The following is a 16,717-nucleotide window of genomic DNA, read 5'->3' as shown; positions in this document are numbered from 1 at the left end:
CTCACCGGATCGGATCCTCGCCGACCGACCTGGGAGTGATCGGGGAGGAACCCGGTCGGGTCCCTCCCCGCGTCCGCTACTTCTTGAACGCATCCTTGACGTTCTCGGCCGTGTCGCGGATCTCGCCCTTGGCCTGCTCGGCCTTGCCCTCGGCGACGAGCTTGTCGTCGTTGGTGACCTTGCCGACGGCCTCCTTCGCCTTGCCGGCGACCTTCTCCGCAGCGGCCTTGATCTTGTCTTCAGCGCCCATGGCGTCTCCTTTTCTCATCGCACCCGTGTCTCGGGTTCGCGTGTTCACGCACGTGGTCCGTGCGTTGGTCTGTGTCGCCGTCGCACCCGATCACCGCACTCTCGTCGGGGAACGGAAACCCTCGCTCCAGCGCCGATCGGAGAGGTGCAGCAGGATCGGGATTCGAGACCCCAGCAGCTCGTCCCATTCGCCGATCGCCGCCTCAGCCGCCGCGACGACGTTCGCCAGTGGAGCCCCCGGCCGCACGGTCACGGCCAACTCGACCGCGCGCGTCTGACCGACACGGTAGGTGCCTGTGCGGGCCGAGAGCACATCGGGCCGTCGGATCAGCGGCTCGGTGAGCACGGCGTCGACCACGTTGCGATCGACCGTCGTCCGCCCGGTGGCGGTATGCACGTCGAGCACGGTCTTCGAGCGCCCACGTCGGCGCGAGATCAGGAACACCACCAGCAGAACCGTCAGCAGCAGCGCGGCCGCCGCCGCGAACAGCAGCGGCATCGATACCGGGCCGATGCCCATCACCTGCCACGTCCGGCCGTCGACGGATTCCCACGCGGCCGCGACTTCTGCCGCCGGCCGCCGCACCCACGCCGGCGGATCACCGGCGGAGAGCACTCCTGCCGCGAGAGCGACGGCTCCGGCGATCAGAAGTACCGCCCCCACGAGGAAGAGCACACTGCGGTTCACGAATCGGTTCGTCGCGTTCATGCGACCACTCCGTTCGGTTCGACGATGACGCGCGGGGTGGCCGAGAAGCCGATCCCCGCGAGAATGTCGTTCGCTGCGTCCTCCGCATCGGCCACCCGGACGAAGACGCCGCTGGTCGGAGTGATGCGGACTTCGACCGTGCGTCGGCCGACGAAGACGGCCACCCGGCTGCGTTCGACGCCGGCACGACGGGCGACCGCTGCGGCGATCGAGTCGGCGATCACACCGTCGTCCACGAGCAGCGCGGTCCGCTCGGTGAGGCGTGCCCGCCGTGCCCGTCGTCCGGGCAGCAGTGCGAGCGCGAGGAGCACCACGGCGAGAGCCGTGAGCACCCCACCCACGGCGAACAGCACCGGCGGCTGCTGCACCCCGACGGAGATCTCCTCGAGCGGTCGCGCTGCCGCATCACGGAAGCCGCCGTCGACGAGCCACCACACGGCGCCGGCGAGCAGCGCGATCAGGAGCAGGGCACCGATGGATGCGACCACCATCGCCGCGGCAGTGCGGGACGTGTGCGTCTCGCGACGCAGGACGCGGCGATACGTCGCCTGTTCGTTCGTCATCGCACTCTCCTCTCCGTACTCCGGTGGACGCCCGAGTACCGGACGTCCACGGTGCCGACCTCACGGCCGGCCAGTTCTCGCATGCCCTCGATCAGACCGGTGCGGAGGTCCTCCCCGCCGGCGACCAGGTCCGTTCGACGCGTCGATGCCACGGCCACGGGCACGGTGACCGCGATCCGCAGTGCGCCGCGCTCATCCGACAACTGCACCCCGACGTCGCGGACCGAGACCCGGGCGACATCGTGCGCGATGCCGACGGCGAGCCGTTGCAGCGCGCGGGCGGTGAAGGTCGTCGTCCCCAGGACGGCACCTGCCTCCGCCAGGGGTGAGCGGTCGGCCGTCATGAGGAGGAGCGCCGGCCTCGGAAGACCTCGGCGAGCGCCCGCAGGTCGAGTCGACCGTCGATGATGCGGCCGGCGACCGCGCCCACCAGCATCGCCAGTGCCACGAGCACGAAGGCCCAGAAGCCCAGAGCCACCCAGGTCAACGCGAGGGCGGCCGCAGCCGCCGCTCCGATCACCGACGCGGTCACTGGACTCGCGTCTCCTGCGTGCCGTCGCCCTCGTCATCGGAGGGGATGTGCACGTCGTTGACGGTCACGTTGACCTCGGCGACCTCCATGCCCACCAGTTCCACCATGGCGCGGTGGATGGCGGCGCGGACGTCGTCCGCTACCTTCTGCAGCGAGACCGGGTACTCGGCGACGATCGTCACGTCGACCGCGACCTGAGTCTCCCCGACCTCCACGCGGATCCCCTGCGAGAGGTCGGTGGTGTTGAGCGCGTCGCGGATGGCCCCCACCATGCGCGCGGTGCCCCCACCGAGTGCGTAGACGCCGCTGACCTCGCGAGCGGCGATGCCGGCGATCTTCGCCACCACCGCATCCTCGATCGTGGTCTTGCCCGCAGCAGCCCCCTGCTGCGGTGCGACGATCTGGGTCTTGGGCTGAGTACTGCCGGTCACGTTCGCCATCTCGAGCTCCTTCATCCGTGTATCCGTCCCCCTGCGGAGTGCGGGTCGCCGTTCAGCGACACCACTAGGACGGATGCCGGGCGGAGAACGTCACAGATTCGTCGGAACTTTTTCGTCCCCGCCTGAGCGGGCACTCACAGTGCACTCCAAGGAAGAGAGTGCAATATTGCACTCCATGAGCGAAAGTGCAGATTCACTGCGGGAGCAGCGCAAGCGCGAGACGTCCCGTGCACTCACCGATGCCGCCCGCCGACTGACGACGGAGCAGGGCTTCGCGGGTTTCACCATCGAGGAGCTGTGCGCCGAGGTGGGCGTGTCCCGACGCACCTTCTTCAACTACTTCGAGAGCAAGGAGAACGCGGTCTTCGGGTTCGCCACCATCGACTCGCGCCAAGAGGCCCTCGAAGAGGAGTTCGCCTCGCAACACGGTGACCTGCTCGACGACTTCATCGAGCTGACGATCCGCCGCTTCGAGCTGTTCAACCCGGTCGAGGATGCTCCGGCGATGTTCGCCGTGATCGAGCAGGAGCCGCGTCTGCTCAAGGCCGCGTTCGAGCAGCTCGCCAAGAACGAGCGTCGCGACATGGGGCTGATCGTCCGCCGCACCGGAGACGACGCTGATGCCGAACTCCGCGCCGAGGTGATCGTGCACACCGTCGGCGCGCTCGTGCGGATGAGCATGGACCAGCTCCTGCACCACCAGGCCACCGAGCCGTTCAGCGATCTCATCACCCGACGTCTCGACCTCGCCCGCTCGCTCTACGCACCGTCACAGAAAGACCTCTGAATGTCCGCCACCGCCACGAAGGATGCGCCCTTCCTGCTCACGAAGCGCCGCATCTGGATCATCTTCAGCGCCCTCATCGCGGGCATGCTGCTCTCCAGCCTCGATCAGACCATCGTCTCGACCGCCATGCCGACCATCGTCGGGCAGCTCGGCGGCGTCGACCACCAGGTCTGGATCACCACCGCCTACCTGCTCGCCACGACCATCGTGATGCCGATCTACGGCAAGTTCGGTGACGTCCTCGGCCGACGCAACCTGTTCCTGGTCGCCATCGCTCTGTTCACCCTGGCCTCGGTCGGCTGCGCCTTCGCCACCGACTTCTGGATGTTCGTCGTCTTCCGCGCCCTGCAGGGCCTCGGCGGCGGCGGCCTGATGATCCTGTCGCAGGCGATCATCGCCGACATCGTGCCGGCCAACGAGCGCGGCAAGTACATGGGCCCGCTCGGCGCCGTGTTCGGTCTGTCGGCCGTCGCGGGGCCGCTCCTCGGCGGCTACTTCGTCGACCACCTGACCTGGCAGTGGGCGTTCTACATCAACATCCCCGTCGGCATCGCCGCGTTCATCATCGCTCTGGTCGCGCTGAAGCTGCCGAGCAAGAAAGCCGAGAAGCCGATCGACATCTTCGGCGTGATCTTCCTCTCGATCGCGACCACCTGCCTGATCTTCTTCACCGACTTCGGCGGCGACAAGGAGTTCGGCTGGGATTCACTGGCCACCTGGGCCTGGGGCGCCGGCCTGATCGTCGCAGCCACGGCCTTCGTCATCACGGAATCGCGGGTCAAGGACCCGATCATCCCGCTCAGCCTCTTCCGCAACCCGATCTTCGTGAACGCGACCGCGATCGGACTGGTGCTCGGAATCGGCATGTTCGCGGCGATCGGCTTCGTGCCGACCTTCCTGCAGATGTCGTCCGGCACCTCGGCGGCGGAATCCGGTCTGCTGATGATCCCGATGATGGTGGGCCTGATGGGCACGTCGATCTTCTCGGGCATCGCGATCTCCAAGACCGGCAAGTACAAGATCTATCCGATCCTCGGCACGATCATCACCGGCATCGCGATGGTCTCGATGACCACCCTGTCGGCCTCCACACCGATCTGGTTGATCTGCACGTTCCTGTTCGTGTTCGGCGCCGGGCTCGGCCTCATCATGCAGGTCGTCGTCCTGGTCGTGCAGAACGCGGTCCCCGCGGGCGAGCTCGGCACCGCCACCAGCACGAACAACTACTTCCGCGAGGTGGGCGCGTCGCTGGGAACCGCCGTGTTCGGCACGATCTTCACCACGCGCCTGACCGAGAACCTCACCGGGGTCTTCGCCGGGGCCGGTGCCTCGCCGGATGCCGCGTCGCAGGCCGCGTCCACGATCGACCCCGCGACGCTGAACACCCTCCCCGACGAGGTGCGCGACGGCATCGTCACCGCGTACGCGGACGCTCTGGCGCCGGTGTTCTGGTACCTCGTACCCTTCATCGCGCTCGCACTCGTGCTGTCGCTGTTCCTCAAGCAGATCCCGCTGTCCGATCAGGCCGGACTCGTCGCCCGCGGCGAGGCGATCAGCGGTGAGGAAGCGGAGCGCATGGAAGCCGAGCAGCGGGGCATCGCCCATCCGGACGATCTCGCGACGGCGGATGCCGGGCCGACGGACACAGGTTCCACACCGACGGTCCGCTGACATCCTCGCGCCCTCACCCTTCCGATGAAGGGTGAGGGCGCGGCGGTGTCAAGCCCCTCCCTTTCCGCGAAGCGAGCGGTCATCCTTCATCGTGGGGACAGGCAGGAGAACGATGGAGCACGACCCGGACCGCAGGTTCGCCCTGGCGCGCGTCGGCGACACCGACTGGGCGATCCATGATCTGCACTACCCGGAGGGCGATCACCGCCGAGTGGTCTGCACGATCTTCGAAGACGCGCCGACGGAGTTCGAGGTCCTGTGGCGACGCGACCTCCCCCTCGCCCTGCGGTACAGCTCCGCAGAGGACGTGCTCGACGCCGTCCGGAGGTTCCAGGACGCCTCTCGGGCGACGCGGCCGATCCCGATCCCGCACCTCCCACCGACGCGCAAGCGGGGTGCGGGTCGGAGCGCTCCTCGCTGACACGCCGAGATGCCTGGACGCACAGCGCCGGCCTGCGCAAAACTGACGTGAACACGCCGGCCCGCCCCCACCGCCTGGAGTCCTCATGACCTCTCCCGCACCCACCACCACGTTCTGGAAGAGGTTCTGGGAAAAGGGCGGATGGTGGCGAGCGCTCCTCCTCACGGTCGCGTACTTCGTCCTCTTCCAGCTGCTCTCGCTGTCGTTCACTCCGCTCGCGCTGAACATCCAGGAACCGAGCAGCGCGGCGGGCCTCGCCGTGTTCTACGTCCTGCCCGAACTCGTCGGGGCCGTCATCCTCGCCGCCTTCACCCTCTCGGTCGGGTGGTGGCGCGAGGTCTTCGGCCGGCAGCCGATCCGCGGGCGGGGCTGGATGTGGATCGCCATCGTTGTGGTGCTGCTGTTCAACATCCTCCGCTTCGCGACGATCGACTACGGCAAGGCGGGCTTCGACGTCGTGCTGACGTGGCTCCTCGCCGGACTCCTGATCGGCTTCGCCGAAGAGGTGCTCACTCGCGGTCTGGTGGTGAACCTGATGCGCAAGGCGGGTTACCGCGAGGTCGTGGTGGCCGTGATCTCGGCCGCGCTCTTCGCGGGACTGCACGCCGGCAACCTGCTCAACGGACAGAACCTCCTCGCGACCGGGTTCCAGCTGATCTACACCTTCGCCTTCGGCATCCTGATGTACCTCGCGCTCCGCGTGACGGGAACGATCATCGCTCCGATCCTGCTGCACGCGAGCACCGACCCGAGCATCTTCCTGCAGACCGCCTACCCCGCGGAGGGCGCACTCACGGGCTTCGCCGGTCTCGGCAACATCGTGGTGGTCGTCGCCGGCTTCGTGACGGTCTTCTTCATCCGCGGCCGTGTCGGCGACGCGCATCCGGACTTCAGCGAGACACGTCCGGCCTGACCGCGCGTCACGCGTCGGTGCCGCGCTGCACCGACAGCGCCCACACCTGCTCGATCGGGGTGAAGCCGTCCTCGCCATCAGCACCGTGGAAGCCTTCGACGAACCGGCCGATGTCGGCCTGCCACGCGTCGTTCACCGGCGAGGCCTCGACGACGCGCATCGCGGCCTCGAAGTCGTCGCATTCGACCAGGTGGAAGAGGTGTCGCCCGGAGCGCCAGATCGTCCAGTCGTGGATGCCCGCGACGCCGAAGAGGTCGCGCAGCGCGTCGGGGATCCGGGCGTGGTGGGCTCGGTAGTCGTCGACCGCGCCCTCGGCGATGATCGAATGCAGGGCGATGCGCATGTGGTCCCCTCCGCGGTCAGATCGATTCCGGTGGGACGATGAGTCCCGCGTCCTGCAGGGCGGTCCACAGCTCCGCAGGAATCACCGCCGTCGCGCGGGCGACGGCCTCCGTCACCTGCTGCACCCCGCGCATCCCCACGACGGCCGAGACCACCTGCGGCATCCGCAGCGGATACTGCACGGCGGCCGACGGCAGCGTCACGCCATGCGCGCGGCAGATGCGCTCGAGCTCGCGCGCCCGCTCCACCACGTCCTGGGGCGCATCGGCGTAGTCGTAGCTGACCCGGTCGGGCACGCTGTCACGGGCGAGGAGTCCCGAGTTGTAGACGGCGGCGGCGACCACCGCGACACCACGCTCGCGCGCGAGCCGCAGCATCCGCAGACTGGCGGCCTGCTCGAGGAGTGTGAGCCGGCCTGCGCACATCACGATGTCCGCGTCGGTCTGCTCGATCAGGTCGGCGAGCATCCCGGCCTGGTTCATCCCGCCGCCGTACGCTCCGATCACGCCCTCGTCGCGCAGCGCCGACAGCGTCTGCGCACCGGTGGTCCTGGCGGCGTCGAAGTGGTCGTCCGGGTCGTGCATGTACACGACGTCCACCCGGTCGACTCCGAGCCGGTCCAGGCTCGCCTCGAGCGACCGCAGCACGCCGTCGCGGCTGAGGTCGTAGACGCGACGCACGTCGGACGGCACGTCGAAGAGGTTGGCCATGTCCCGCAGGTGAGCCGTCTCCGGGCTCGGGACGAGTAGTCGCCCGACTTTCGTGGAGAGCACGTACTCGTCCCGCGGATACGCGGCGAGCGCGCGGCCGAGTCGGCGCTCCGAGAGGCCGAGTCCGTAGTGGGGCGCCGTGTCGAAGTAGCGGATGCCGGCGTCCCAGGCCGCGTGCACCGACGCTCCCGCCTCCTCGTCGGTCATCACGCTGCCCAGATTGCCGAGCTGGGCGCACCCCATGCCGAGGACGCTGACGTCGAGCCCGCGATGCATGCGAACGGGGATCATGAAGCCTCCACCGACGATCCGTGGATGTGACTCATCACGGCCGCGCTCATCGGCTGGTAATCGTGCGTGTTCTCGACGACACCGCGCACGATGAACTGGTCCATCACGACGATGCGGTCGGCGAGAGTCACCATCTCGGCGAGGTCGCTCGAGATGAGCAGGATCGCCATGCCGTCGTCGGCGAGCCGCCAGATGAGTTCGTAGAACGCGCGCTTGGTGCGCACGTCGATTCCGACCGTCGGCTCGTCGATGATGAGCACACGGGTCCGCGCGGCGAGCCACTTGGCCAGAGAGACCTTCTGCTGGTTGCCTCCGGAGAGCTGTCCGGCGAGCTGATCCTGCGAGCTGATCCTGATGTCCAGGGCGTCGACGTGGGTCTGCACCGCGTCGCGCTCCGTGCGCCCGGGGACGAATCCGAGGACCTTCGAGATCTCCGACCAGATGGTGACGGCGACGTTGCGCGTGATCGACTGCAGGAGGAAGACGCCCTCCTCCTTGCGGTTCTCGGTGACGTAGCCGATGCGGAAACGGCGCAGGGCATCGCGCACGGAGCGGATCCGCACCGATCTGCCGTCGACCTTCACCTCTCCCCCGACGACTCGGTCGAGTCCGAGGATGGCTCGCGCGAGCTCGGTGCGGCCGGCGCCGACGAGCCCGTACATCCCGAGCACCTCTCCCGGATGAACCGCGAGCGAGATGCGGCGATGCCCGGAGGCGGTGCTGACATCCGTCAGCTCGAGCGCGGGCGTGACGGTGCGGTCGACCTCGCGCTCCTCGACCTCCAGATCGGCGAGCGTGCGGCCGACCATCCGCGCGACGACCCCGTCATGGGTCGTGTCCGCGATCGGCTGCGAGGGCATGACGGTGCTGCCGTCGCGGAGCACCGTGATCGCATCGCAGTGCGCGAACACCTCGTCCAGCTTGTGGCTGACGAGGACGATGGCGGTGCCCTCGGCGCTGAGCTGGCGCACCACTTTGTAGAGCCGGTCGGCCTCGTCGTTGCTGAGCGATGCGGTCGGCTCGTCGAGCAGGAGCACCTTGGCGCTGCGGTACAGGCCGCGGGCGATCTCCACGAGCTGGATCTGCGCGGCCGAGAGCTCACGCATGGGGGTGCGGGGATCGATGTCGAGGTCGAGCATGTCCAGGCAGCGCTTCGACTCGCGCCACACCTGCCGCCAGTCGACCGTGCCCGCACGGCGGGGCATCGCGGAGAGGGCGATGTTCTCCCCCACGGTGAACTCGCGGACGACGTTGCGCTCCTGATGCACGACACCGATGCCGGCCGCCATCGCCTCCAGCGGATTCGAGAACGAGATCTCCTCACCGCCCAGGATCAGGCTCCCGGAGTCGGCGCCCTGCACACCGGTCACGATCTTGATGAGCGTCGACTTGCCCGCGCCGTTCTCGCCCATGAGGGCGTGCACCGAGCCGGCCTCGAGGGTCAGGTTCGCGTCGGCGAGCGCGGTCACGCCAGGGAACGTCTTGCGCAGGTTCCGGACTTCCAGTGCGACGGTCATCGCTTCACCTCCGCCAATGCGGCTTCCGCTCGCAACGATCTGATCCTGCTGGCATGTCGAGACGCCTGCACCTCGCGCAGCTTGCCGAGAGCCACGGTACCCAGCACCACCGCACCGACGACGAAGTTCACGACCTCGGCATCGAAGCGGAAGATCGGGCTGGCGGCATCCACGAGCCGCACGACCATCGCCGCGAGCACCGTGCCGAGGACGGCCACGGTCCCTCCGGCGAGCGCGACGCCGCCGATGATCGGTGCGGCGAAGCTCGGCAGCAGCCAGTCGCCGCCGACGGTCGTGTTCACACCGGGGAGGAACGAGATGCTCACCATCGCGGCGACGCCGCAGAGGAGTCCGGAGAGCGTGTGGGCCACGACGAGAGCACGGTCGGTCGAGATTCCCGCGAGCTGCGCGGCCGAGGCGTTGCCCCCGCTGGCCAGGAGCTTGCGTCCCGACACCGTCTGCGCGAAGTACAGGGCGACGATCACGGCGACCACGAGCGTCATCAGGAAGATCGTGGGGATGCCCAGGATCTCCGACCGCCCGAAGGCGGCGAGCTCGGGCCAGGCCTTGCGCTCGATCGTACGGGTGCCCACGAGGGCGTACTGCACACCGATCAGGATCTGCGACATCGCGAGAGTCACGATGAAGCCGTTGATTCTGGTCCCGACGACCAGCAGACCGTTGACGAGGCCGAGGACGGTGCCGGTGAGCACGGCGACGAGGGCACCGATCCATGGGGGGACGCCCCAGGAGGTGACGATCACGCCGGTGAAGCAGGCCGCGACACCACCGATGGCACCGACCGCGAGGTTGAGCTGCCCGACGCAGAGCGTGATCATCTGGGCGAGCCCGATCAGGATCGGCACGCTGACGAACCGGAAGAAGCTCGTCATCGACACCGGGCCGAAGAACTGTCCCGACGTCGCCATGCCCAGCACGGCGGCTCCGACCACGACGATCCCGACCAGCAGGAGGTTGTTCGCGCTGATCATGCGTTTCATCGGTGGGCCTCCGCCTCTTCGAGTTCGACGGCGAGCGTCGCGACGGACTCCGTCGCTGCGGCGGGACGGCGTCGCGCGAAGAGCAGCCGCAGCCGGTCCGTGGCGAGTGCCGCCAGGAGGATGACGCCGAGCAGGACGTTGAGCGTCTCGAGCCCGACCCCGAACAGCTCGAGCCCCTTGCGGATCACCGAGGTCAGCGTGATGCCGAGCGCGGTGCCGACGATCGAGACCAGGCCGCCGGCGAGCAGCGTGCCGCCGAGGATCGGTCCGAGGAACGAGGAGAGCATGAACTCGCTGCCGATGGCGGGGGTGAACGACCCCGTGCTCGCGGCGAGCAAGAACCCGGCGATCGCCGCGAGCAGCCCGGAGAGGGCATGCGCGAGGATGGTCCGGCTCGCGGTGGGGATGCCGGAGAGCTCCGCGGCCTTCACGCTGCTGCCGGTCATCAGGACTTCGCGTCCGCTGCGTGTGCAGGTGTAGAAGTACCAGATCACGGCCATGCAGCCGAGGGCGGGCAGGACCATGAGCGGCACGGCGTTCGAGCCGCAGTAGCCGAACATGCAGACGTCGGCGAAGGTGCCGCGACCGATGGTCTCGAACCCGGCGGGCGAGACCGTGAACGCCTGGCCGGTACTCCACGACTTGTACAGCGTGGGGATCAGCCCCAGCAGCGTGAAGCTCATCGCGAGAGTCACGATGAAGGAGTTCACCCCGGTCTTGGCGATGATCCATCCGGCGAGCGCGCCGAGCGCCGTACTGGCGAGCACCCCGAGAGCGAGCCCGGCGAGGAGTGGCAGGCCGAGGTTCTCGAACGCGGCACCGGCGACGAGCGCCCCGATCCCGGCGAGCTGCCCGACAGCGAGGTTCATGTGACCGATCGAGAGCACCACCATCTGCGCGAGCCCGACGACGGTGAAGATCGCGATCGTCGTGAGCAGCGGCGCGATGACGAAGGGGCCGTTGAGGAACGCCGGTTTGAGGATCGCCAGGGTCGTGACCAGGACGACGATCAGGACGACGAGGAGCGCGCGTGGTGAGCGGAGCTCGGCGCGTGCGGCAGCGCCCAGACGCGACATCAGAGCACGATCCTGTCGTCCATCGCATCGCGATCCCAATCGATGCCCAGGCCGAGCGTCTCCGGCGCGAGGGCGCGGCCGCCTTCGATGGTCATACCGGTCCGGGTGATCGAGCGCAGCTGCGGGATGTGCTCGACGTAGCGTCCGTTCGGCACTGCGGCGACCAGGCTCACGTGCAGCTCCATGAGGAAGTGCGGGCACACGTGCACGTTGAACGACTCGGCGAGGTGCGCGACCTTCAGCCAAGGGGTGATGCCGCCGATGCGGGCGACGTCCACCTGGACGATTCCCGCGGCGCCGCGGTCGAGATACTCGCGGAACTGCGCGATCGAGTACATCGACTCCCCCACCGCGATCGGTGTCGAGGTCGATGCCGCGAGCCTGGCATGCCCCTCGATGTCATCGGCGGGCAGGGGCTCCTCGATCCAGCCGAGGTCGAGTCCGTCGAACAGCCGCGCACGGCGGATGGCCTCGGCGGAGGTCATCGATTGGTTGGCGTCGACCATGATGTCGAAGTGCGCGCCGACGGCCTCACGAACGGCCGTCAGTCGCTCGCGATCCTCCTGCCCGCTCGGCTTGCCGATCTTCACCTTGACACCCTTGAGACCGGCATCCTTCGAGGCGAGCGCACCGGCCACCAGCTCGTCGGAGTCGAGGTGCAGCCACCCGCCCTCGGTGTCATAGAGGGGGATGTCACGACGGAACCCACCCGCGAGGCGCCACAACGGGAGTCCCGATCTGCGCGAGGCGATGTCCCACAGCGCCGTGTCGACGGCGGCGAGGGCCAGCGAGGTGATGGCCCCGGTCGTCGTCGCGCGGGTCGAGGCGAACAGGCGGTACCAGACCGCCTCGATGCGGTCGGCTTCCTGACCGACGAGGATCGGGAGCAGGTGGTCGCGCAGCATCGACAGCACTGCGCGACCTCCCGTTCCGATCGTGTAGGAGTACCCGAGGCCGTGCAGGCCGTCGCTCGTGGTGAGCTCGACGAAGATCGTCTCCTGAGACACGAAGCTCTGCACGGCATCCGTGCGTTCGGTCTCGACGGCGACGTCCACGAGGAACGCGCGAGCATCGGTGATCGTACTGGCCATCGGGTACATCTCCTGGTGTGGGTCAGATCACTTGCAGGTGAGCAGCTCGTCGTCGAACTGCTTCTTCACCTTCTCGGCGAACGCGACGCGCTCGTCGTCGTACGTGTCGACGTTGTCCTTCGTGACGACGAACGAGCCGGAGTCGACGATCACACCGGGCTCGGCCATCTCGCAGGTGCCGCTCGCGAGCTGAGCCAGCACCCAGCTGCCCACATAGGCCTGGCCGGCGGGGTTCTGCGCGACCGTTCCGTAAACGGAGCCGTCGCGGATGCCGTCGAGGATGGTGGCGTCGTCGTCGATCGCGACGAGCTGGATCTCGAGGCCGGATTCAGCGATCGCCTCGGCGCTCGCCACGGCCGGGTTGTAGGCCGTGGTGACGATCGCGTTGATCTCGGAGCCGCTCGCCGCGAGGAGATCGGATGCCGCCTTCTGGGCCGTGGCGAGGTCGGTGTCGACGTCGGTGATCGTCTGGAGCAGGGTGACGGCGCCGTCGGTCTCGTCGATCGCGCGCTGGACGCCCTCGATACGGCGCTGCGTGTTGGAGTCGACGTTGTTGCCGGTCATGTGCACGATCGTGCCCTTGCCGCCGATCGCCTCGATCGCCGCAGCGGCAGCCTGGTACGCGGCCTCCTCGGTGTCGGTCGAGAGGCAGAAGGCGGCGAGGTTCTCGTCGCCGGCCGGACAGGAGGCGATGGATCCGACCGCGACGCCCGCGTCCGTCAGCTTCTTGAAGGTGGAGTTGATGTCGGTCGGCGAGACGCCGAAGATGCCGAACGCGTTGTAGCCGTTGGCCACGAGCGAGTTGATCACGTCGTTCTGCTTGGTCTGGTCCCATTCGGCGGTCTCGTTGAACGTGACCTCGCCGAGGCCGAAGTCCTTGGCCGCCTTCTCGCCAGCCTCGATCCAGGGCTGGAAGTACGGGTGGGCGCCGCCGGGAACGAGGGCGACGCGCACGTCGGACAGATCTCCGCCGGCCCCGTCGCCGCCGGCATCCGGATCGGCGTTCTGCGGGGTGCACGCGCCGAGCGCGAGGGTGAGGGCGGCGGCTGCCGCGATGACGGCGCCGAGCCGCACGTGCTGTGTGATGCGCATCTTTGAGCCTCCAGGAAAAGGGTTCCTTTTGAAATATCGTATTTGATCTTTCAAAGGATATGATGGCTGCACTCCGCCGCTATGTCAAGGGAAAGGTCGGATGTCTACGCTCGGTCAGTTGCCCTCCTTCACCCCCGGTGCACGCACGATGCTCGGCGACGAGGTGTACGGCGCGCTCCAGCAGTCGATCCTCGACGGAACCTACCCGCCGGACGCGCGCATCAACGCCGGCGAGCTGGCCCGGCAGTTCGAAGTGTCACCCACTCCGGTGCGAGAGGCGCTCGCGCGACTCGAGTCGGACGGGCTCGTCGAGAAGCTCCCCCTGCGCGGGTACCGCACGACCGATCTGCTCGACCGGACGCGGCTGACCGAACTCTTCGAACTGCGACTGCTGCTGGAGCCGGGCAGCGCGGCGAGCGCCGCCGAACGCCGCTCGGCCACGGATCTGAAGGAACTCGCTCACGAGGTCGAGACGGGGCGGACCGCGGTCGGAGAGGCGGACGCCTATCGCCTGCTCTCCCGCCATGACGTGCGACTGCACGACCTCGTGTTCCGGTCGGCGCAGAACGAGACGGTCCGCCAGGCGTATGCGCGCACGCACTGCCACCTGCACACGTTCCGACTCGCCTACACGGGCGCGTACGTGTCCGACACGGTCGACGAGCACGCGGCCATCGTCCGCGCCATCACCGAGGGCGACCCCACCGCGGCGGCGGAGTCGATGCGCACGCACATCGAGCGCTCCCGCGACCGGCTGATGCGCGTCGTCGACTGACACGCGCACGCCTGCTCTCTCGCGGCGCAGGGCCACATCATCGGCTACACCGCGCCCGTTCAGGAAACGACAAAACCCCCGGATGACCGGGGGTTTAAGTCTGTAGCAGGAGCGGGGCTTGAACCCGCGACCTCACGATTATGAGTCGTGCGCTCTAACCAGCTGAGCTACCCTGCCGCGAGGCATCCGTCCGCGTGAGAAGAATGCTGCGAGCCCCGAGTCAGGATTGAACTGACGACCCCTTCCTTACCATGGAAGTGCTCTGCCACTGAGCTATCGGGGCGTGCTGCCCCTCGCGGGGCAACCGTACGAGAATACCATTACTGTGGCGTCCTCATGAAATCCGGGCCGGTCAGTACGACGTCCGCCCGGCGTTCTCCTTGAGCCACGGCATCGGATCGATGGTCGACCCGTTGACGATGAGCTCGAAGTGCATGTGCGCGCCGTAGGAACGACCCGTGTTTCCGGTCTTGCCGACGACGGTGCCGACCTTGACGGTCTCGCCGGCCTTGACCTGCAGCGAACCGTACTGCATGTGCGAGTAGTGGCTCGTGATGACCGACCCGTCGATGACGTGATCGATGTAGACGGTCACGCCGTAGGCGCCGCCCTGCTCGGTCGCGATGCGGACGGTGCCGTCGGCGATCGCCTGAACCGGGGCGCCGTCGCCGGGAACGAAGTCGATGCCCTCGTGCAGACGGCCACTGCGCATGCCGTACCCGTAGCTCATGCCGACGCCGACCAGGAAGGGCCACTGGATGGCCGCGTCGGGGTCGTTCGTGAAGATCTCGCCCGAGTAGTTGATGCCCTGCTCGGCGGCGACCTGGACCAGCGAGACGGTGCTGAAGTCGTCCGACCGCGCAAGCGTCTCGTTCTCGACACCCGAGGGTGCGACGAAGGCCTGGATCTCGTCGTCGGCCGCTCCCTTCGCGTCGGCGGCAGCAGCCGAGACCAGCGAGGTGGCGGCGACCGAGGTTCCCTGAACCGCGGCGACGGCCTCGGCGGGAAGAGTCATGGAGACGGCGAGGAGCCCTGCGAGGCTCATCACGCCGACGCTGGCGCCGACGGCCACGACCTTGCGGAAGCTACGCGGGCGGCGCGCGACGACGTGGACGGGCGCCTCGGGCTGCGCAGAGTCCGCAGCCGGCGACTTCCGCGCGGTGAACGCGGCGGCGGCGGAGTCGACCGTCGGGATCGAGCCCGTGCGGAAAGCGCGGGACGCACGCTCGAAGGCGTCGGCATCGTCTTCGAGGGGCAGGTCGGTCGCCGGCTCCGGCTCGGCCGCGGCGTGGGCCTCGTCGCCGGTGGCGATCTCGATGATCTGCTCGACCTTGTCGACAGCAACCGGTGAGGCGGGCACATCCGCGATGATCGGCTCAGGGGTCGGGGCGATGAAGGGCGGTTCGACCACGGTGTCATCGGTGGCCTGTCGCTGGCGTGCAGCACGGCGGGAAAGCGGAGCGACGACGGCGAGGGCGATGGCCGCGGCTTCTGCCGCGGAGTCGGGTGCCGTCGTTCCCGCCGCGGAGGCTTCGGGGGCCTCAGTGCGGAGTCGGCTGGACCGGCGCGTGGGCGCAGAGGCAGCCTGGGAATTCTCGAAGGGCAAAGCGTTTCTCTCGGTCGTGCGTCATGCTCGGGGGCGCAAACTCAGACTTTCACCTTCGGGTGGCGAAAGTAACGATCGGGTAAACCATACCCTGATCAGCCTGGGAATGCCATGAATCGGTCAGTGTTTCGGGTCGAGGATCTCGAGCAGTCGGGCGTGCACCTCGCGACCTCCGGCCACCAGCATCGGCCGCGTCGACTCGACGTCGATCCGGGAGACGCGGCCTCCCGCCTCCGTGATCAGAAGTGCCCCGGCGGCGTGGTCCCACGGGCGGAGCCCCCGCTCGAAGTACCCGTCGAGCCGACCGGCCGCGACGTAGGCGAGGTCGAGCGCCGCAGCACCCATGCGTCGAAGATCGCGCGCCATCGGCATGACGCGCGCCACCGTGGCGAGATCGCCCTCGTGGGTCGCGGGGTCGTAGCCGAAGCCGGTGCCCAGGAGCGCTCCCGCCGGAGTCTCCTCGGTCACCGCGAGCCGGCTCCCTTCCAACCATGCCCCGTGGCCACGGGCCGCCGTGAAGATCTCCCCGAGCGCGGGCGCGTTGACGGCGGCGGCGAGCGCCACCCAGGTCTCCGGGTCGGGCTCGCCCTGCACCGCGGCGATACTGACGTTGTACGCCGGGATGCCGTAGGCGTAGTTCACCGTGCCGTCGATCGGATCGACGACCCACGTGATCCCGCTCGCGCCCGGCTCGGCCCCCGACTCTTCGCCGAGGAAGCCGTCTTCGGGACGGGCGGCGCGCAGGCGCTCTCGGATGAGCGCCTCGACCTCGCGGTCGGCGTCCGTCACGATGTCGGCGAGCGTCGTCTTGGTGGCGGCGAGACGTACCCCGTCACGCCGACGGGCTCGGGCGACCGCCCCTGCTTCCCGGGCGATCTCGGTCGCGAGTTCGCCGAGCTCGAGTTCGGTCGTCACTGCGCAGGCTGCTGGG

The 16,717-nt window shown here is 68.4% G+C and carries 20 protein-coding genes and 2 tRNA genes; 5 read left to right on the top strand and 17 right to left on the bottom strand.

The features are described 5' to 3' along the window. Positions 1-76 precede the first annotated feature (76 nt). The 6 genes from GZ67_RS0102740 to GZ67_RS19530 all read right to left on the bottom strand — a co-directional run bounded on the left by GZ67_RS0102740 (position 77) and on the right by GZ67_RS19530 (position 2,493). Positions 77-250, bottom strand: a complete 174-nt coding sequence (locus GZ67_RS0102740) for a CsbD family protein (protein ID WP_029261149.1) — start codon at positions 248-250, stop codon at positions 77-79. Between the two features lie 90 nt (positions 251-340). Beyond that, positions 341-958, bottom strand: coding sequence for a hypothetical protein (locus GZ67_RS0102735; RefSeq protein ID WP_029261148.1), 618 nt, complete (start codon positions 956-958; stop codon positions 341-343). Further along, entirely contained in the window at positions 955-1,521 is a 567-nt protein-coding gene (locus GZ67_RS20005; RefSeq protein WP_051662293.1) for a hypothetical protein, read from the bottom strand. Before GZ67_RS20005 ends, GZ67_RS0102735 begins: the two co-directional genes overlap by 4 nt. Further along, the gene (locus GZ67_RS0102725; protein WP_029261146.1) at positions 1,518-1,865 is read right to left on the bottom strand and encodes a hypothetical protein; all 348 of its coding nucleotides are present in this window, start codon (positions 1,863-1,865) and stop codon (positions 1,518-1,520) included. Before GZ67_RS0102725 ends, GZ67_RS20005 begins: the two co-directional genes overlap by 4 nt. After that, positions 1,862-2,053 carry a DUF2273 domain-containing protein gene (locus tag GZ67_RS0102720; protein WP_029261145.1) on the bottom strand — a complete coding sequence of 64 codons (192 nt, stop codon included), beginning with the start codon at positions 2,051-2,053 and terminating at the stop codon, positions 1,862-1,864. Before GZ67_RS0102720 ends, GZ67_RS0102725 begins: the two co-directional genes overlap by 4 nt. Continuing rightward, positions 2,050-2,493, bottom strand: coding sequence for an Asp23/Gls24 family envelope stress response protein (locus GZ67_RS19530; protein ID WP_081859859.1), 444 nt, complete (start codon positions 2,491-2,493; stop codon positions 2,050-2,052). The genes GZ67_RS0102720 and GZ67_RS19530 overlap by 4 nt, the downstream gene beginning before the upstream one ends. 175 nt (positions 2,494-2,668) lie before the next feature. Here GZ67_RS19530 and GZ67_RS0102710 point away from each other — a divergent pair, with 175 nt between their 5' ends. From GZ67_RS0102710 to GZ67_RS0102695, 4 genes are all read left to right on the top strand, one after another. Continuing rightward, complete coding sequence (locus GZ67_RS0102710; RefSeq protein WP_029261143.1) at positions 2,669-3,280, top strand: TetR/AcrR family transcriptional regulator; 612 nt, start codon at positions 2,669-2,671, stop codon at positions 3,278-3,280. Further along, positions 3,281-4,951, top strand: coding sequence for an MDR family MFS transporter (locus tag GZ67_RS0102705; protein ID WP_029261142.1), 1,671 nt, complete (start codon positions 3,281-3,283; stop codon positions 4,949-4,951). 112 nt (positions 4,952-5,063) lie between these two features. Then, positions 5,064-5,372, top strand: a complete 309-nt coding sequence (locus GZ67_RS0102700; RefSeq protein WP_029261141.1) for a hypothetical protein — start codon at positions 5,064-5,066, stop codon at positions 5,370-5,372. Between the two features lie 85 nt (positions 5,373-5,457). Next, the gene (locus GZ67_RS0102695; RefSeq protein ID WP_029261140.1) at positions 5,458-6,285 is read left to right on the top strand and encodes a CPBP family intramembrane glutamic endopeptidase; all 828 of its coding nucleotides are present in this window, start codon (positions 5,458-5,460) and stop codon (positions 6,283-6,285) included. A gap of 7 nt (positions 6,286-6,292) precedes the next feature. Here the strand turns inward: GZ67_RS0102695 and GZ67_RS0102690 are convergent, their stop codons facing one another. The 7 genes from GZ67_RS0102690 to GZ67_RS0102660 are packed head-to-tail and all read right to left on the bottom strand — an operon-like array spanning position 6,293 to position 13,405. Next, a complete protein-coding gene (locus tag GZ67_RS0102690) occupies positions 6,293-6,628 on the bottom strand; it encodes an L-rhamnose mutarotase (RefSeq protein ID WP_029261139.1) in 336 nt (111 codons plus the stop codon). Positions 6,629-6,644: 16 nt separating this feature from the next. Further along, positions 6,645-7,628 carry an aldo/keto reductase gene (locus tag GZ67_RS0102685; RefSeq protein WP_029261138.1) on the bottom strand — a complete coding sequence of 328 codons (984 nt, stop codon included), beginning with the start codon at positions 7,626-7,628 and terminating at the stop codon, positions 6,645-6,647. Further along, a complete protein-coding gene (locus GZ67_RS0102680) occupies positions 7,625-9,145 on the bottom strand; it encodes a sugar ABC transporter ATP-binding protein (protein WP_029261137.1) in 1,521 nt (506 codons plus the stop codon). The genes GZ67_RS0102685 and GZ67_RS0102680 overlap by 4 nt, the downstream gene beginning before the upstream one ends. Further along, complete coding sequence (locus GZ67_RS0102675) at positions 9,142-10,146, bottom strand: ABC transporter permease (RefSeq protein WP_051662292.1); 1,005 nt, start codon at positions 10,144-10,146, stop codon at positions 9,142-9,144. The genes GZ67_RS0102680 and GZ67_RS0102675 overlap by 4 nt, the downstream gene beginning before the upstream one ends. Further along, positions 10,143-11,222 carry an ABC transporter permease gene (locus GZ67_RS0102670; RefSeq protein ID WP_081859852.1) on the bottom strand — a complete coding sequence of 360 codons (1,080 nt, stop codon included), beginning with the start codon at positions 11,220-11,222 and terminating at the stop codon, positions 10,143-10,145. The genes GZ67_RS0102675 and GZ67_RS0102670 overlap by 4 nt, the downstream gene beginning before the upstream one ends. Continuing rightward, positions 11,222-12,313, bottom strand: coding sequence for a mandelate racemase/muconate lactonizing enzyme family protein (locus tag GZ67_RS0102665; protein WP_029261135.1), 1,092 nt, complete (start codon positions 12,311-12,313; stop codon positions 11,222-11,224). Before GZ67_RS0102665 ends, GZ67_RS0102670 begins: the two co-directional genes overlap by 1 nt. A 27-nt stretch (positions 12,314-12,340) precedes the next feature. Then, a complete protein-coding gene (locus tag GZ67_RS0102660; protein WP_029261134.1) occupies positions 12,341-13,405 on the bottom strand; it encodes a sugar ABC transporter substrate-binding protein in 1,065 nt (354 codons plus the stop codon). A 118-nt stretch (positions 13,406-13,523) separates the two neighbouring features. On the opposite strand from GZ67_RS0102660, the gene GZ67_RS0102655 reads away from it, so the two are divergent. Then, the gene (locus GZ67_RS0102655) at positions 13,524-14,180 is read left to right on the top strand and encodes a GntR family transcriptional regulator (protein ID WP_197024970.1); all 657 of its coding nucleotides are present in this window, start codon (positions 13,524-13,526) and stop codon (positions 14,178-14,180) included. A 103-nt stretch (positions 14,181-14,283) separates the two neighbouring features. Here the strand turns inward: GZ67_RS0102655 and GZ67_RS0102650 are convergent. The 4 genes from GZ67_RS0102650 to GZ67_RS0102635 all read right to left on the bottom strand — a co-directional run bounded on the left by GZ67_RS0102650 (position 14,284) and on the right by GZ67_RS0102635 (position 16,701). Further along, a tRNA-Met gene (locus tag GZ67_RS0102650) sits at positions 14,284-14,357 on the bottom strand. Positions 14,358-14,391: 34 nt separating this feature from the next. Beyond that, positions 14,392-14,463 (bottom strand) — tRNA-Thr (locus GZ67_RS0102645). 69 nt (positions 14,464-14,532) lie between these two features. Then, the gene (locus tag GZ67_RS0102640; RefSeq protein WP_029261132.1) at positions 14,533-15,786 is read right to left on the bottom strand and encodes a peptidoglycan DD-metalloendopeptidase family protein; all 1,254 of its coding nucleotides are present in this window, start codon (positions 15,784-15,786) and stop codon (positions 14,533-14,535) included. A 120-nt stretch (positions 15,787-15,906) separates the two neighbouring features. Further along, on the bottom strand, positions 15,907-16,701 hold the full coding sequence (locus GZ67_RS0102635; protein WP_029261131.1) for an inositol monophosphatase family protein: 795 nt from the start codon (positions 16,699-16,701) through the stop codon (positions 15,907-15,909). Positions 16,702-16,717: the final 16 nt, after the last annotated feature.

Source organism: Microbacterium sp. Cr-K20, from assembly GCF_000708325.1.
Lineage (GTDB): Bacteria > Actinomycetota > Actinomycetes > Actinomycetales > Microbacteriaceae > Microbacterium.
The sequence above is the reverse complement of the archived record's forward strand: the minus strand, read 5'-3'. Positions and strand labels throughout refer to the sequence as shown.

Bases quoted from the DNA above. Each gene is read 5' to 3' on its own strand.
- GZ67_RS0102740 (WP_029261149.1), bottom strand. From the start codon at position 250: ATGGGCGCTGAAGACAAGATCAAGGCCGCTGCGGAGAAGGTCGCCGGC.
- GZ67_RS0102670 (WP_081859852.1), bottom strand. From the start codon at position 11,222: ATGTCGCGTCTGGGCGCTGCCGCACGCGCCGAGCTCCGCTCACCACGC.
- GZ67_RS0102735 (WP_029261148.1), bottom strand. From the start codon at position 958: ATGAACGCGACGAACCGATTCGTGAACCGCAGTGTGCTCTTCCTCGTG.
- GZ67_RS0102680 (WP_029261137.1), bottom strand. From the start codon at position 9,145: ATGACCGTCGCACTGGAAGTCCGGAACCTGCGCAAGACGTTCCCTGGC.
- GZ67_RS0102705 (WP_029261142.1), top strand. From the start codon at position 3,281: ATGTCCGCCACCGCCACGAAGGATGCGCCCTTCCTGCTCACGAAGCGC.
- GZ67_RS0102710 (WP_029261143.1), top strand. From the start codon at position 2,669: ATGAGCGAAAGTGCAGATTCACTGCGGGAGCAGCGCAAGCGCGAGACG.
- GZ67_RS0102675 (WP_051662292.1), bottom strand. From the start codon at position 10,146: ATGAAACGCATGATCAGCGCGAACAACCTCCTGCTGGTCGGGATCGTC.
- GZ67_RS0102690 (WP_029261139.1), bottom strand. From the start codon at position 6,628: ATGCGCATCGCCCTGCATTCGATCATCGCCGAGGGCGCGGTCGACGAC.
- GZ67_RS0102695 (WP_029261140.1), top strand. From the start codon at position 5,458: ATGACCTCTCCCGCACCCACCACCACGTTCTGGAAGAGGTTCTGGGAA.
- GZ67_RS0102685 (WP_029261138.1), bottom strand. From the start codon at position 7,628: ATGATCCCCGTTCGCATGCATCGCGGGCTCGACGTCAGCGTCCTCGGC.
- GZ67_RS0102725 (WP_029261146.1), bottom strand. From the start codon at position 1,865: ATGACGGCCGACCGCTCACCCCTGGCGGAGGCAGGTGCCGTCCTGGGG.
- GZ67_RS20005 (WP_051662293.1), bottom strand. From the start codon at position 1,521: ATGACGAACGAACAGGCGACGTATCGCCGCGTCCTGCGTCGCGAGACG.
- GZ67_RS19530 (WP_081859859.1), bottom strand. From the start codon at position 2,493: ATGGCGAACGTGACCGGCAGTACTCAGCCCAAGACCCAGATCGTCGCA.
- GZ67_RS0102700 (WP_029261141.1), top strand. From the start codon at position 5,064: ATGGAGCACGACCCGGACCGCAGGTTCGCCCTGGCGCGCGTCGGCGAC.
- GZ67_RS0102660 (WP_029261134.1), bottom strand. From the start codon at position 13,405: ATGCGCATCACACAGCACGTGCGGCTCGGCGCCGTCATCGCGGCAGCC.
- GZ67_RS0102665 (WP_029261135.1), bottom strand. From the start codon at position 12,313: ATGGCCAGTACGATCACCGATGCTCGCGCGTTCCTCGTGGACGTCGCC.